A 14,794-nucleotide genomic window follows, 5' to 3' on the forward strand; every position below is an offset into this window, starting at 1 on the left:
TTTTGTTTCTTACTTGACACGAGCAGAAGCACATCATGTAACTGCTGATACATATCAGAAGATTATGAAACATTTTACGCCTAAGTTGTGGCTTGGAATGACAGCAACTCCTGATAAGCGGGATGATAATATTGCAGGTAGAAATGTTTATGAGTTGTTCAATTATAAGATTGCATATGAGATACGTTTACAACAGGCCATGGAAGAAAATTTGTTATGCCCATTTCATTATTTTGGAATTACTGATTTGTCTATAGTTGGAGATGTTAAAGAAAATCATGATTTTAGTATGCTTACAAGCGATGAACGTGTAAGGCATATAATCCAGCAGGCAAATTATTATGGATATAGTGGAGAAAAAGTTAAAGGTCTTATATTTTGTAGCAGTATCAAAGAAACACAGGAGTTATCAGATAAATTTAATAATATAGTTAATCCAGATACAGGGAAATATTTTCGTACGATAGCGTTGAATGGTGATGCAACGGAACAGGAAAGGCAGAATGCATTTGAGAGACTTGCAATGGATGAGAATGAGGAAAATATTAATAAGAAGCCGTTAGACTATATATTTTCTGTAGAAATATTGAATGAAGGTGTTGACATTGTAGAGGTTAATCAGGTTATTATGCTTAGACCGACACAATCACCTATAATATTTATACAGCAGTTGGGACGAGGACTTAGAAAGGCCGATGGAAAAGAGTATGTTGTTATTCTTGATTTTATTGGTAATTATAATAATAATTTTATGATTCCAATAGCACTGTCAGGGGATAGAACTTACAATAAAGATAATATACGTAGATACATAATGGAAGGTGGAAGGGTTATTCCAGGTGCATCTACAGTGCATTTTGATGAAATAAGTAAGAAAAGAATATTTGCATCTGTTGATAATGCTAATTTTAGTGATATTAAACTGATAAAAGAAAATTACACAAATCTTAAGAATAAATTAGGAAGAATACCACATTTACGGGATTTTGATGATTATGGAGAAATGGATGTTGCCCGTATTTTTGATAATAATAGTCTGGGTTCGTATTATAAGTTTTTAGTTAAATATGAGAAGGATTATAAGCTTCGTCTCTCACAGGAAGAAGAAAAGATAGTCGAATTTATTTCCAAGAAACTGGCAAATGGCAAGAGAATTCAAGAATTACAATTACTTAAGAGAATGCTTATGTATGCAAAAGGATTGTCCAAATGTGGATTATTTTCAAGTCTTTCACAGGATATGTTGACTTATGGTAAATTAATTAGCAAGGAACAGAAGGAAAATATTATAAATGTTATGACTAATGAATTTCCGGCAGGATCTGGTAAGAAAACATATGCACAGTGTGTTTTTATAGAAAAGGAAGGCAATGATTATAAGCCAACAAAAACATTTCTTGAAATGCTATCAAATAAAGATTTTTATAATATTATTAAAGAACTTGTTGATTTTGGAATAAGCAGATATGAGAGAGATTATAAACAAAGTTATGATGTAACAGATTTTGTCCTTTATCAAAAATATACGTATGAGGACGTATGTCGTCTGCTTAATTGGGAACAGAATGAAGTTCCATTAAATATTGGTGGTTATAAATATGATAAGAAAACAAAGACATTTCCAGTATTTATTAATTATGATAAATCGGATGATATTAGTGACACAACAAAATATGAGGATCATTTTGAACAAGGATTTAGGGATCGATTGATAGCAATATCAAAATCGGGAAGGAGTCTGCAATCTGAGGATGTACAGAATTTTCTTAAGGCTAAAGAGAGAGGAATTAGAGTAGAACTTTTTGTGCGAAAGAATAAGGACGATAAGATTTCTAAGGAATTTTATTATCTTGGGCATATGACGGCTAGTGGAAATACTAAGGAATTTACAATGCCAAATACACAGAAAACAGCAGTTGAAATAGAGTGGATACTTGATGTTCCAGTACGTGAAGATATATATGAGTATATTGTAAATTCATAAATATTATGTATATGTCAAAAGTATAAAAAGTCGTTTGTGCTTGCAGAAAAAGACTTTTTTACTTAATTTATTGCATTAAATCACGATATTAAAAGAAAGAAGGAAAGTGAGATAATTAGTTTTATAATTGTCACACAAGAATTATATGAAAACAGTTAAAGTAGTTGCAGCAGTAATAAAAGAAGTTAATGATAATGGGGAGCCAATTATATTCGCAACGCAGCGCGGGTATGGAGAATTCAAGGATGGCTGGGAATTTCCAGGAGGAAAAATAGAGGCAGGAGAGACACCACAGGAAGCATTAAAACGAGAGATTATGGAAGAATTAGATACAAAAGTTAAAATTGGGAATTTAATAGATACAATTGAATATGATTATCCCAATTTTCACCTTTTAATGGATTGTTTTTGGTGTGAGATAGTAAGCGGAGAATTGAAGTTAAAGGAACATGAAAATGCAAAATGGCTGACTAAGGAGCATCTTGATGAGGTTGAATGGCTGCCAGCAGATGTTATTTTGATTGATAAGATAAGAATGGATATGTAGGAGAAATTATACGGAAAATTTGATAAGAATGATATTAAAATAAAATTTGAATTTAATATCCAGTAAAAAGGAGGAGAATATGATACCGGCAATTAATAAAAGAGAAACAGGATGGAATATCCGAATACTTATGGATAAATACAATCTAACAGTAAAGGATGTACAGGAATATCTTGGATTAGGAAGTCAGCAGAGTATATATCATTGGCTTAACGGAATAAGCATGCCGACTATAGATAATCTTTATGCGTTAAGTAGTTTGTTTGGCGTTTCAATGGATGATATTGTGCGTGGAAATAAATCTGATATAAAAGATTACAGTTATAGAAGACTTTTTAGATATTATAATATTTTAAAGAAATGTGTTGCATAATATTTTTATACTACAAGTTCCATGACAAATGTATCAGTATATCTTAATATATTATATATAAATTATATATTTAGGAGGCTGATATTTATGAATGAAGGGATTTTGATAGCATATGATGATACATACTATAGTATAGGAGATACGTTAGTAATACAGAAAAGATTGACTGATATTTTAAAACCGTGTGGTATGAGATACTTTACTGGACGTAGTTTGTATAAGCCTGAGGATCCAGATAGAAGGGATGATATCATGTATGATGCAATGAAACTACTGTCTCAATGTGAATGGATTGATAATAAAAATGTAGGTATATTTGTGATTGATGACATAATAAGTATTTCATTTAGCGATATTGACTGTTCTGGAATGGTAGAACCTAAATCCGAAAAATATAAGTATTATGAGGATTATTTCAAGAAAACAGGCAGGATGGCTCATAATATATTAATAGATGAGAACAATCAGATTGTAGATGGATATGTATCATTGCTTATTGCAGATAAACACAAGGATAATATGAAAAAGTGGCAGAATCCAGCGATATATAAAGTAAATGCATTGGTTCCTCGTGCAAAGGTTGTTATTGGACGCCATGTTGATATGTCAGGAACTGATATAATAATAAAAGGACCACAGTATTTTGCATGGATATATAATAAAAAAGAACCTGTTGTGCCTGGAGATGTATTGAAAGTTAATACGAGAAAAGGAGAGGCATATATGGTGGTAGAGAAGATTAAGTATATAGCGGGAAAGAAAAAGTGTGCAGAATATAAAAAAGTTATTGAGCATATGGGGATGAGAATAGAGATATAATTATTTTAATAATTCAAAATTCACCAAAATCAACTTGTGTTTTAACAACACCATATATATGTGACAATGATAATTATGAGTCAATTCTTTATGGGGTGTACAGCACGGAACAACTTGCAAGAGAAGCAGCGGAGGAACTTCTTGAACTGGGGAATATACATCATTATGAAATAGAATGTCCTAAGTTAGATGAATTTGGATGGAGATAGGTAAATGTGGACAATAGTTTCATAAATTAGATTAAGGAATTAAACTGCAATGACACAAGAGTAGACTACAAGGATTGTAATGGGAAATTTTTAGGAGAACGGTTACTATTTGAAGAAATCCCCTGTAAATTATATTTTCAAAAACAATACAAATGATTGACAATGTAAATTAAAACGGTATAATATAATTATAAGAGGTGCATATAATATTATTATTGTATTTTGAGATGGAGGCGATTTTATGGCTACAGTACCTACACAAGTAAGAATAGATGAAAATTTAAAGAAACAGGCAAGTGAACTTTTCTCACAGTTAGGAATGGATATGTCCGGTGCAATGAATATATTCTTGAAACAGTGTGTATTAAGAGGAGGACTTCCTTTTAGTGTTGAATTGCCACAGTATAAGCCGGAAGTATTAGAGGCAATGGAAGAAGCAAAGAGAATCAGCAAAGATCCTAATACAAAGAGATACGCTAGCTTTTCAGAGGCTTTGGAGGATATTGATTGATGCAATATGAATTAATACTAACCGGGAAATTTAAGAAAAGTCTCAAGCTGGCAAAGAAACGAGGCTTGGATTTGAAACTTTTAGATAAAGTTATTACGATGCTGCAGAATGATATTCCTCTCGAAGAGAAATATCGTGACCATGAACTAAAAGGGAAATACCAGGGGTTCAGGGAATGTCACATTCGGCCGGATTGGTTATTGATTTATCTGAAGGAGAATGATGTTCTAACATTGACTTTAGTTGATACCGGAACACACGCGGATTTGTTCAATTTGTAGCGGAATATACAAAGGTATTTCATAGTAACGGATTAAAATGCCGAAAGCCTGTATTTATGAGGGCTTCCGGCATTTGTTTTTTCAAATGGCTCTAGTTTGGCTCTATTTGTGGGTGGAGTAATGATTTTCATAGGTTAATGTTAATTTTCCTATTTTGGTGTATGAAGCAGGAAACCAAACTTTGGTCGGGGAGGTTCCTGCTTTTTGTTTATTAGTGACGAGACTATAATAACAGAAGGTACAGACTAAAACAATCTGACGCATAATGCATCAGAATAATTTAGGCTGTACCTTCTTTTAATTTGCCTGAAAATGAAGAAAAAAGAAGCGTGGAAAGTTACGGTTTACAATTTGGGGCAGTAGAAAGGCTGCCTTTTTGCTATATGATATATTGTAAAATTAAATATTTTTAGTGAAAAATAGTTGCATAAAAAATAATTAATGATATAATAATGATAAGTAAAGAAGAAAAGTGACTTGGAGGAATGAGCCATGATTATAGAGATAAGAGCAAAAAACTGTTATGCATTTGAGGATGACATTACATTTTCGATGAAAGCAGATATGCGAAATAAAAAATTTGGAGCAAATGTTCACAAAGAGAATAATTTTAATGTCCTTAAAACGGTAGGAATATATGGACCAAACAATGCCGGTAAAACATGTCTAATCAAGTGCATTAGGGCAATAAGAAATGTACTTTTAAATAAGAAGAATGGACTGATGCCAAATATATTTACTGATAGTGATGTATGCGAGTTAGGTGTTACATTTATGGCATCTGGAAGAAAGTTTTCTTATGATTTTAAGTATGATGCAGAAAAAGAAGAATATATATATGAGTCATTTTCGGAGATATTTAAAGATCAGTACAACAACGAAAAGGAAGTTTGTTGGTTAAAAAAAGATACTGTTAGTGAAATATATGAGTGTATTGATGAATCTGTTCAGAATATGATTTCAGTTGTATCGAAGAATAATTTGCTATGCTATGTGGTAGATACAAGTAAATTCGAACATATCAATGAGATGAAGCAGATTCTTGTCGGATTTGCAGAAAAAATTGATATCATCAATATGAATAACATACCTATGCAGCACACGATTGAACTTATGAAGAATAAGAATCAGTTACAGCAAAAGGTTGTTGAGTTCATAAAAAATGCAGACTTATATATGGATAATTTTGAATATGTGGATATGGATAAGATACAGCTGAAAACTGGTGAAGGTGACGAAAAGCCAGATGAGAAAGTGCTTGATATTCCAGAGAACATTATGGATCAAATCAGATTGGTTTCTACTTATAAAGGAGTCCATGTGCCAAGTATGATGTTTGACTCCACAGGAACAAAGAAGATTGCAGCTATTGCCAGCTATGTAATTGAAGCACTTGAACAAGGCAGGATTTTAGTCGTGGATGAGTTGGATAGCAGTATTCATTTTAAGCTTACCAGGGCGATTGTTGCGATGTTTAATAATGAATTAAATACAAGTGCACAGATGATATTTACAGTACATGATATAAATCTTATGGATTGCAAGAGAATGTTTCGAAAGGAGCAGATTTGGTTTGTTCATAAGGATGAAGAAGGTGTGTATGTATATTCACTTGCAGATTTTACAGCACAGCAGGGCGTACGAGATACGACAGATGTTATGGAAAAATATCGGAAAGGTGCGCTTGGAGCTTTGCCTGATCCTGAATTGATTAACTCATTGCTTAGTATTAAAAGTGGTGTAAAGGGGGATGATGCCGATGCCAAATAAGCTCCCTAAGTTTTTGGATAACCATAAAATCTGTATTATCTGTGAAGGTAATGAGGAATATGAGTATCTAAATCGATTAAAAAATTTAAAAGTATGGAATGAGCAATATGATATTTCATTGGTCAATGCCGGTGGAAATGGTAATATCCCGGCAAGGTATCAGGACCGATATCAAAATGGAGCAGATGAACTTGTGCTTGTGTTCTGTGATACGGAAAAGAAACCACATGAGCAGTATGAGGATATAAAGCGTAAAATCAATGAGTTTCATGGTGTGGATAGTGCAGCGAAGGAAGTGATTATATTTGGTAATCCATGTACGATGCAGATTATATCTAAGCACTGGACCGATGAAAAACTGAAATCTCCGGCAAAACCAGTGAATGCTCCCTTGATAAAGGAATATACCGGAGTAGAGAATTACAAAGGTAGAGCAGACCAGATTCAGAAAGTTATGGAACATGTTACTGCGGAGAATTACAAGGATATGAGTCAACGAGTGAGAAAACTGGATTCGGATGATTCTGTTACTGGAAGCAGTAATTTTGGAAAGTTCATAAAGCTGTTTGAGAGTGATGACAGTGGGTGGATTGAGGAGATTAATGAACAAATAGAGTAGTATAAGGAGAGTACAAAAGTTATATTATGAACAAAGTGAATGTGATAAAACAAAATTTGGAGTTCATAGGTAAAACGTGGATGAAGTGTATTGGCACATTTGCAAGTATATTATCGCTTTTCTTTTTGTTTTGGACTTGGGATGATATACGCATTACGTCAACGCAATATAAATGTGTGATAATAATATTATTATGTGTGCTTGCACTCATACTTGCAATCCTATGGACGTGTATTTTTAAGAGAACAAAGACAATTTGGGAAAGTCCATCTGGGAAAATAAAAGTATGTTATTCTGATATTATGAAAGATGGGTTTGACAAAAGGAACAAGGAAGAAAAGTTATTTGTAATTCCAGTTAATTCATGTTTTGACACTATTGTAGATGAAGATATATCAACATGTTCAAAGCCATTGGTATCACCTAATTCGTTACATGGAAGATGGATAAAAAAAATGGTTAATAAGGGATTTACTATAGAAGAAATAGACAACAAGATACATAATTGCTTGGAAATGCAAAATTTAGCGCCCAAAAGTATTATTGCTGACGAAGATAAGGAACGTGGGAAAAGAGAAGTATATGAGTTAGGTACAGTGGCGATGATTAGGGGAAATAACAATAGTACCTTTTTGTTACTTGCAATTTCGGAATACGATAAAGATAATATCGCTCATACTTCTGTCGATGATTTAGAAATGTGCATAAAGTCACTTCTTAATTTTTACGATCAACATGGTCAAGGGCATAGATTGGTAATTCCATTGATGGGAACAAACCTTTCGAGAGCAGGATTGTCACATAATGATTCACTGAGAGTAATAACATCGTTATTTCAATTGTATGGAGATAAAATACATGGAGAAGTTGATGTTGTTATATATAAAGGAGATAAAGATAAAGTAACATTAGACATATGGTAAAGGAGGAATTTAATATGTCATATCAAAATGCAAATTATAGTGCGTTTTATGTTTCGGAACCATTTAGCGAAAGTAATTTAGGGGCAAATTCAACACATGATTTTGTTTACTACAATATGCTAAGAATGTGGAAAGGGGAGGATAATAGTTTTCCCTTTAATGATGCACATGATAAGACATATAATGTGCGAGATGGTAGTGATTGGGAAAAGACTCTTAAGCCTAGACTTCATACAAGGCTTGACAATTCTAAGAACATTATTTTATTTTTAAGTTCCATTACTGCCAATAGTCATGCATTGAGGGAGGAAATGAATTATGGAATAGGTACAAAAGGTTTACCGGTAATTGTAATTTATCCAGATTACGACAAGAAGTCAGATATAGTTGATAGTAATGGAAATTTTAAGAAGCAAATTAAAGATTTGTGGGATAAGTTGCCGGCTTTTCGTGATAATATGTCCTCGGTAGCTACATTGCATATTCCATGCACTAAGAGCGTTATTATATCAGCATTGAATAATGAAGATTTTATGGTAAATACAATGGCAGATGCAAAAAAATATTACTATAAACCATAAACAATGACATTTTGAAAATAACGAAACTTGTAGTGATTGCAAAATGCTTGCAAAAAGTTCCGAAACGGCAAAGAATATGTAGAATTTTAAGAATAATCATACCAAATATAGATGTTTATAATTTGATTAGATACAATATATAGTTGCCGAAATCGAGTTTGAATAACGGATTGAAATGCCGAAAGCTTGTATTTATGCGGGCTTCCGGCATTTGTTTTATCAAATGGCTCTAGTTTGGCTCTATTTGTGGGGAGAGTAATAGCAAGGTTAAGGAGAAATTATGAAAAAGATAATCATATTAAGAGGTAACTCTGGAAGTGGAAAAACAACAGTAGCTAGAGCGTTGCAAAAGAAATTTGGATATAATACAATGATGATTTCACAAGATGAGATTAGGAGAAATATCTTGTGGGTTAAAGATGGCGTTGATACTAAGGCATTACCACTTATGATAGAACTTATGAAATATGGGTATGAGCATTGTGATGTGGTTATTTTAGAGGGCATCATGTATGATGAGTGGTATAGTCCTTTGTTCAAAACGGCAAATGAATTGTATGGAATGGATATATATGCGTACTATTTTGATATACCATTTGAAGAGACGGTCAGGCGGCATAATACAAGAGATAAAAAACAGGAATTTGGTGAAGAAGATATGCGTAGATGGTGGAGAGAAAAGGATTTTTCATCAGTTTTTAATGAAAAAATTATTACATCTGATATTGATGCAGACAGTATTGTTGAAATGATATATATGGATTCAGCAAATGAAGGATAAGGGTATTACGAATGGCAAGAACAGAAAAAGTGATAATGACTAATATGTGTATGGTGTTTAGTGAAAATAGGATACTTGTCCAAGATAAGACGGATGATGATTACTCTGGAATAACATTTCCGGGAGGACATGTGGAAAGAGGAGAATCATTTACAGATGCTGTGATACGCGAAGTGTGGGAAGAAACTGGATTGAAAATTTCAGAACCAAAACTTTGTGGGATAAAAGACTGGATGAAGGATGAGGAAACAAGATATATAGTGTTATTGTATAAGACAGATAAGTTTGAAGGAATAGTTACTTCGTCTGAAGAAGGGGATGTATTCTGGCTGACATTAGATGAAATGAAGCAGAGAAAACTTGCTTATGGAATGGATAAGATGTTGGAAGTATTTTTAAATGACAATATTAGTGAGTATTTCTTTTTTGAAGAAAATGGCAAATGGATAGAAGAGTTGAAATAGTTTAAATAAATGCAAAGGAGTTTTAAGTGGATATTTTATTTAAGAATGATGATTTTGTATTTTCATACAGAGTTGGTGGAATATTGATACGCAATGGAAAAATTCTATTACAGCGTCCTAAGAATGATGATTATTCCATTATAGGTGGACATGTATCAGCAATGGAAACAAGTATAGAAACTTTGAAGCGGGAATTTGAAGAAGAACTTCACACTAAAATAGAGGTAGATAATCTGCTGGCGATTGGTGAAATATATTTTCCATGGGGTAAAAGACCATGTCATCAGATATGTTTATATTATAATGTACATCTCGTTAATTATGATATTCCTTTAGATGGAGTATTTCATGGTTATGATGGTCTGGATGACAAAAGGATTGATTTAGATTTTTGTTGGGTTCCACTTGAGGATTTAAAGAATGATGTAAAGGTATATCCGCAGGAGTTGGTACCTTATATTCTTGAACCAAAGAAGGAAATTGTACATTTTGTTTCAAAGCAAATTTAGAAGATGAGATTATAGGTGTCGATGGAGAAGAAATATGTTAGAAGTTAAATTTTATGATACAGTAGATGATTCATTACTGAAGTTTGCAGTAATAATTTCACAGAGTAACGGCAAGTGGGTATTTTGCAAACATAAAGAAAGAGATACATATGAAGTGCCGGGAGGGCATAGAGAAGCTGGGGAGGATATTTTTGAAACAGCTAAAAGGGAGTTGCAGGAAGAGACTGGGGCTATCAAATTTGAGATAAAACCAATATGCGTATATTCGGTGACAGGTAAGACTAGAGTAAATGATACTGGTGAAGAAACATTTGGACTGCTTTGCTTTGCAGAGATAACAGAGTTTGCGAAAGAATTACATAGCGAAATGGAGAAAGTTGTGCTTATGGATGAGTTGCCTGAGAACTGGACATATCCGTTGATACAGCCGAAATTGGTAGAGAAGTATTTACAGGTAAAAATAATTCTATAATTGGAGCAACAGTAACTGTCACAGTCGATAGACCATTAGGAAGTTATCATCCTGAATATAAGGATATGTATTATCCAATAAATTATGGTTACATTGAAGGAGTTATGGCACCAGATGGAGAAGATCAGGACGCTTATACATTAGGTGTAAATGAGCCAGTAGACAAGTTTACAGGTAAAATCATGGCTATTGTTCATAGAAAAGATGATATAGAAGAAAAGTGGGTAGTTGTACCTGACGGAATGATGTTTTCAAAAGATGAGATTAGGCAGCAGATTTATTTTCAGGAGCAATATTTTGATAGTGAAATTGTGATGTAATATTAAGGAGATTGCTATGTCATTAGGATTAAAAAGAGGAACAGTGCAGCTTGAACCACATGATAAACAGTGGGATGAGGCTGCGATTCAAACAATCAAAAAACTTAAATCTATATTAGGTGATGATGCTGTTGATATACAGCATATTGGGAGTACAGCAATACCGGCAATCAAAGCAAAACCGGTTATTGATATTGTCGTTGGGGTAACCGATTTTGAGAGAATAATGTTACATAATGAGCAGTTACAGAAGGAAGGAATCTTTTATCGTGGCTCGGATGTGGAATATCAGATTCTTTATGTAATGGGTGATATGGAAAAGGATATCAGGACACACCATATTCATGTTGTGAAGTGGAATGGAACTGAGTGGAAAAAATATATTCATTTCAGAGATTATCTAAATGATAATGAGAATATGGCTTTGCAGTATCAGAAGGTAAAGGAAGAACTGGAAAGTAAGTATGCAGATGATAGAGTAGCATACACTAATGGAAAGCAAGATATGATAGATATTATTTTGAATGGCAAATAAATTGTTGACATGAATTGCCAAGACTGTTATATTGTTCAATAAAAACAAGGAGAACATACACATGAATCAGAACTTATATTCAAGACATTATATGTACATGTATTACGGACGTACACGGCTATAAACATGCAAGGTTAGGGCATTAGGTTATAGCTTGTAGGTCTTTTAGTCTAGTGCATAAAACCAGAATATAAGAGAAGATTTTACATACATTGCATCTTATTAAATTGGAGTTATCGCACTGGACATTGAATGTTTGGTGCGATTTTTTAAGTTTACAAGAAAGAGGTGCAGAAAATGAATGATTTAATTGAACTTAAATTGATAACAAGAGAAGATGCTGAATGTCTGCATAAACTGCAGATAGAAGCATTTATGCCCTTATATGAAAAATATCAGGATGATGCTACAAGTCCGGCGAAAGAAAGTCTTGAAACAATAACGAAGAAAATAGTTGATGATAATTCAGATTTCTATTTTATTTTGTTTAATGGTGAGAAAGCTGGAGCTGTAAGAGTTAAATGGCATAAAGGGCAAAAAGTACACAAGAATGTAAATTGGATATCTCCTATTTTTGTTATTCCAAAGTTCCAAAATAAAGGAATTGCCAATAACGTAATCAAACAATTATTTGATATTTATCCGAATACAATAGAATGGTGGTTATCTACTATTAAGCAGGAAGAGAAAAATTGCCATTTGTATGAAAAATGTGGATTTGTTCGAACTGGAGATGAAATAGTTGTAAACGAAAATATGACATTAGTTTTTTATGTAAAGAGTTATATTGAGGTAAGGAGATTTAAGGAAGAGGATGCCAAAGAGGTCAGAAATCTTATTGTCAGGAACTTCTTAGAGGTTAATAGTAAAGATTATGGCATATCAGCAATGGAAAAACTTGCAAAGGTTTACGATGTGGAAAAAGTTCTGAATGTGGCAAGTTATGCACATATGTATGTCTTTGAATTTGATGGAAAAATAATTGGAACAGGTTCTATCTCAAGTTTTTGGGAAAGTGAAACAGAAAGTATACTTTTGTCAATTTTTGTCCTCCCGGAATTTCATGGAAAGGGTGTTGGAAGAAAAATCATAAATACATTAGAAACGGATGAATTTTATGTAAGAGCAAGCAGAATTGAGATACCGGCATCCATTACAGCAACGGAGTTTTATAGAAAATTTGGATATGATTACAAAAATGGTGTTAAGGAATTGGATGATGAACACCATTACAGATTGGAAAAGTTTAAGGCGGCAGGGTTGAAATAACAACAGATAGGCTCTTTATCTGCTGCTGTAATCTATTCCGAGTACGGAGATATATCTAATTTCTCCAATCCCGGACAGATGCTCACGTTTGCCGGAATAGAGCCCGGCGTAAATGATTCAGGCACCGAATTTCACGGTGGAAGAATGGTTAAGCGTGGATCTTCTCAACTTCGTTATACATTGATAAATTGTTGCCTTCCATTAATCCGTTTTGATATGACATTTGCAACTTATTACTCCAAGAAACGTGGAGAAGGCAAACCGCACCGAGTAGCCATTACTCGTGTCGCAAAGAAGCTAATTAGAGTCATCTATGCATTGGAGAGGCTAGATATAGACTTTAATACTCAAAAGCTTCATTAAATCCAACTCTTCAAAGTTGACTACATCCATCTAAAATACGGTATGTTCAGATGGCTTATTAAGGTTACCCTTTTTTACAATTCAAAAATTTTTTTAAAACCACTTGACTGTTTATAGTTTGTCACCTCTTTTTTATCATAAAATCAAGAAGATTATAAGACAACGGATTATAAGTCACAAATTGTATTGACATATAAATTGAAATATTGTAGCAGCTATTGACAAAACGAATAAAAAATGATAAATTTAATAAAAAATATAGAAGCTGCTAAAAAAAGCAGCTAGAAAGGAGACGGAATGAATATTAACAAACAATTGTTGGAGGCTGCAAATCTTAATCCAACAAAAAATAATAGACAAGAATATATTTTTACGTTATGTGAGTATATAGAAAAGAATGAATTAACATTGCCTTTATATCAAAGAGATGTTAGTTGGACATTGGCAAAATGTGTTGAATTGTTAAATTATCAACTTTTAAGTAAATCTCCCATATCTGCAATCTCCATTAACATAATAAATAATACAGAAAAGGAATTTGCAGTACCACAAGTTTCTTTTATAGAAAGGGAATTACTTTCTGAAACTGTAAGAGGGCAAATGTCTGTTGTGGATGGGCAGCAGAGGCTAACAACAAATTATAAGGCATATTGCAATCATCCAGATTTAAAAAGTGTAGTGTTAGATTTAGGGAAAGGTGAATTTGTTATAAATGCAGAGGCATATCGGAAAAATCAGGTGCCAGTTGGTGTGCTTTTGAATAAAGATGATAACAAACTAATTGCTTATACAGAAAAAAATAAAGCTTTGGCATCACCAATGGTAGTAAATGCATTACTGCAGATTAGAAATAAAATAAAGACTTACCAATATACAATTAATTTTGCAACAGATCTTACTGAAGATGAGCAGATTAACTGGTTTGAGGTTTTGAATAATGCAGGAAGTCGTGTAAGTATTATCCAAATGAGATTTTCTAAATTGAAAGCACATGGTATTGATGTGTATACACAATATACGCATGTATATCGTAATAAGGTACAGGAATATGGATATGATTTCTTTACACCGCAGAAGACAAATGTCTCATATTCAATTGCAGCATTAAATCCAGCGTATGAAGTGCTTGTTTCTGGTAAGCATTCGAATAATTTTGCACCTATTTCATCTGACACAAAAGAAAATCAGCTTTGTAACTTAGAGCCAGATAAATTAAAAGAATGTTTTGAAATGACATTAGAGGCTTTGGAAAGGGCTTTGAAGTTTATAGAAAATAATGATTTGGAAAAATATAATCGTTCTGATTATGTGAATTATCTTATTGGATATTTTGTGTTCCATAGAGAAGATATTTCAGATAAGCAAAAGGAGGAGCTGATAAATTGGTATAATGGCGTTGAATTTACTAATAAATCAAATACTGCTAGGAGAAAGATTTACACAGAGCTGTTAAAGATATAAGGA

At 33.0% G+C, this 14,794-nt stretch carries 18 protein-coding genes and 1 pseudogene; all 19 read left to right on the forward strand.

Annotated elements, in window-relative coordinates; translation table 11 throughout:
• Window positions 1-25: 25 nt before the first annotated feature.
• A pseudogene (locus tag WMO38_RS01965) lies at window positions 26-1,984 on the forward strand (DUF3427 domain-containing protein); the annotation flags it as partial.
• 145 nt (window positions 1,985-2,129) lie between these two features.
• A complete protein-coding gene (locus WMO38_RS01970; RefSeq protein ID WP_349161212.1) occupies window positions 2,130-2,531 on the forward strand; it encodes a (deoxy)nucleoside triphosphate pyrophosphohydrolase in 402 nt (133 codons plus the stop codon).
• A 79-nt stretch (window positions 2,532-2,610) separates the two neighbouring features.
• The gene (locus WMO38_RS01975; RefSeq protein WP_186835939.1) at window positions 2,611-2,904 is read left to right on the forward strand and encodes a helix-turn-helix domain-containing protein; all 294 of its coding nucleotides are present in this window, start codon (window positions 2,611-2,613) and stop codon (window positions 2,902-2,904) included.
• An 87-nt stretch (window positions 2,905-2,991) separates the two neighbouring features.
• On the forward strand, window positions 2,992-3,723 hold the full coding sequence (locus WMO38_RS01980; protein ID WP_186835938.1) for a hypothetical protein: 732 nt from the start codon (window positions 2,992-2,994) through the stop codon (window positions 3,721-3,723).
• A 450-nt stretch (window positions 3,724-4,173) separates the two neighbouring features.
• On the forward strand, window positions 4,174-4,443 hold the full coding sequence (locus tag WMO38_RS01985; RefSeq protein ID WP_186835937.1) for a type II toxin-antitoxin system RelB/DinJ family antitoxin: 270 nt from the start codon (window positions 4,174-4,176) through the stop codon (window positions 4,441-4,443).
• Entirely contained in the window at window positions 4,443-4,724 is a 282-nt protein-coding gene (locus WMO38_RS01990; protein ID WP_349161215.1) for a type II toxin-antitoxin system YafQ family toxin, read from the forward strand. The genes WMO38_RS01985 and WMO38_RS01990 overlap by 1 nt, the downstream gene beginning before the upstream one ends.
• A gap of 492 nt (window positions 4,725-5,216) precedes the next feature.
• Window positions 5,217-6,494, forward strand: a complete 1,278-nt coding sequence (locus WMO38_RS01995) for an AAA family ATPase (protein ID WP_118083948.1) — start codon at window positions 5,217-5,219, stop codon at window positions 6,492-6,494.
• Window positions 6,484-7,113, forward strand: coding sequence for a hypothetical protein (locus WMO38_RS02000; RefSeq protein ID WP_349161216.1), 630 nt, complete (start codon window positions 6,484-6,486; stop codon window positions 7,111-7,113). The genes WMO38_RS01995 and WMO38_RS02000 overlap by 11 nt, the downstream gene beginning before the upstream one ends.
• A gap of 26 nt (window positions 7,114-7,139) precedes the next feature.
• Window positions 7,140-8,036 (forward strand): macro domain-containing protein, encoded by an 897-nt coding sequence (locus tag WMO38_RS02005; protein WP_349161218.1) that lies wholly within the window; start codon window positions 7,140-7,142, stop codon window positions 8,034-8,036.
• A gap of 14 nt (window positions 8,037-8,050) precedes the next feature.
• A complete protein-coding gene (locus WMO38_RS02010; protein ID WP_006859139.1) occupies window positions 8,051-8,617 on the forward strand; it encodes a TIR domain-containing protein in 567 nt (188 codons plus the stop codon).
• 280 nt (window positions 8,618-8,897) lie between these two features.
• Window positions 8,898-9,398, forward strand: coding sequence for a kinase (locus tag WMO38_RS02015; RefSeq protein WP_186835932.1), 501 nt, complete (start codon window positions 8,898-8,900; stop codon window positions 9,396-9,398).
• An 11-nt stretch (window positions 9,399-9,409) separates the two neighbouring features.
• Window positions 9,410-9,862, forward strand: a complete 453-nt coding sequence (locus WMO38_RS02020) for an 8-oxo-dGTP diphosphatase (RefSeq protein WP_118344901.1) — start codon at window positions 9,410-9,412, stop codon at window positions 9,860-9,862.
• A 26-nt stretch (window positions 9,863-9,888) separates the two neighbouring features.
• A complete protein-coding gene (locus WMO38_RS02025) occupies window positions 9,889-10,371 on the forward strand; it encodes an NUDIX domain-containing protein (RefSeq protein ID WP_186835931.1) in 483 nt (160 codons plus the stop codon).
• A gap of 34 nt (window positions 10,372-10,405) precedes the next feature.
• Window positions 10,406-10,843 (forward strand): NUDIX hydrolase, encoded by a 438-nt coding sequence (locus WMO38_RS02030; protein ID WP_349161220.1) that lies wholly within the window; start codon window positions 10,406-10,408, stop codon window positions 10,841-10,843.
• A gap of 104 nt (window positions 10,844-10,947) precedes the next feature.
• Window positions 10,948-11,163: a hypothetical protein gene (locus WMO38_RS02035; protein WP_349161222.1), complete on the forward strand. Its 216-nt coding sequence runs from the start codon at window positions 10,948-10,950 to the stop codon at window positions 11,161-11,163.
• Between the two features lie 16 nt (window positions 11,164-11,179).
• Window positions 11,180-11,698, forward strand: a complete 519-nt coding sequence (locus tag WMO38_RS02040; protein WP_349161224.1) for a GrpB family protein — start codon at window positions 11,180-11,182, stop codon at window positions 11,696-11,698.
• A gap of 297 nt (window positions 11,699-11,995) precedes the next feature.
• Window positions 11,996-12,967, forward strand: coding sequence for a GNAT family N-acetyltransferase (locus WMO38_RS02045; RefSeq protein ID WP_349161226.1), 972 nt, complete (start codon window positions 11,996-11,998; stop codon window positions 12,965-12,967).
• Window positions 12,968-12,973: 6 nt separating this feature from the next.
• Window positions 12,974-13,330, forward strand: coding sequence for a transposase (locus WMO38_RS02050; RefSeq protein WP_349161501.1), 357 nt, complete (start codon window positions 12,974-12,976; stop codon window positions 13,328-13,330).
• A gap of 297 nt (window positions 13,331-13,627) precedes the next feature.
• Window positions 13,628-14,791, forward strand: a complete 1,164-nt coding sequence (locus WMO38_RS02055; RefSeq protein ID WP_349161228.1) for a DUF262 domain-containing protein — start codon at window positions 13,628-13,630, stop codon at window positions 14,789-14,791.
• Window positions 14,792-14,794: the final 3 nt, after the last annotated feature.

The sequence above is a fragment of the Lachnospira hominis (ex Hitch et al. 2025) genome, assembly GCF_040096395.1.
GTDB classification, from domain to species: domain Bacteria; phylum Bacillota; class Clostridia; order Lachnospirales; family Lachnospiraceae; genus Lachnospira; species Lachnospira hominis.

Coding starts and splice junctions, on each gene's coding strand:
- WMO38_RS01970 (WP_349161212.1), top strand. CDS start 2,130: ATGAAAACAGTTAAAGTAGTTGCAGCAGTAATAAAAGAAGTTAATGAT.
- WMO38_RS01975 (WP_186835939.1), top strand. CDS start 2,611: ATGATACCGGCAATTAATAAAAGAGAAACAGGATGGAATATCCGAATA.
- WMO38_RS01980 (WP_186835938.1), top strand. CDS start 2,992: ATGAATGAAGGGATTTTGATAGCATATGATGATACATACTATAGTATA.
- WMO38_RS01985 (WP_186835937.1), top strand. CDS start 4,174: ATGGCTACAGTACCTACACAAGTAAGAATAGATGAAAATTTAAAGAAA.
- WMO38_RS01990 (WP_349161215.1), top strand. CDS start 4,443: ATGCAATATGAATTAATACTAACCGGGAAATTTAAGAAAAGTCTCAAG.
- WMO38_RS01995 (WP_118083948.1), top strand. CDS start 5,217: ATGATTATAGAGATAAGAGCAAAAAACTGTTATGCATTTGAGGATGAC.
- WMO38_RS02000 (WP_349161216.1), top strand. CDS start 6,484: ATGCCAAATAAGCTCCCTAAGTTTTTGGATAACCATAAAATCTGTATT.
- WMO38_RS02005 (WP_349161218.1), top strand. CDS start 7,140: ATGAACAAAGTGAATGTGATAAAACAAAATTTGGAGTTCATAGGTAAA.
- WMO38_RS02010 (WP_006859139.1), top strand. CDS start 8,051: ATGTCATATCAAAATGCAAATTATAGTGCGTTTTATGTTTCGGAACCA.
- WMO38_RS02015 (WP_186835932.1), top strand. CDS start 8,898: ATGAAAAAGATAATCATATTAAGAGGTAACTCTGGAAGTGGAAAAACA.
- WMO38_RS02020 (WP_118344901.1), top strand. CDS start 9,410: ATGGCAAGAACAGAAAAAGTGATAATGACTAATATGTGTATGGTGTTT.
- WMO38_RS02030 (WP_349161220.1), top strand. CDS start 10,406: ATGTTAGAAGTTAAATTTTATGATACAGTAGATGATTCATTACTGAAG.
- WMO38_RS02035 (WP_349161222.1), top strand. CDS start 10,948: ATGGCACCAGATGGAGAAGATCAGGACGCTTATACATTAGGTGTAAAT.
- WMO38_RS02040 (WP_349161224.1), top strand. CDS start 11,180: ATGTCATTAGGATTAAAAAGAGGAACAGTGCAGCTTGAACCACATGAT.
- WMO38_RS02045 (WP_349161226.1), top strand. CDS start 11,996: ATGAATGATTTAATTGAACTTAAATTGATAACAAGAGAAGATGCTGAA.
- WMO38_RS02055 (WP_349161228.1), top strand. CDS start 13,628: ATGAATATTAACAAACAATTGTTGGAGGCTGCAAATCTTAATCCAACA.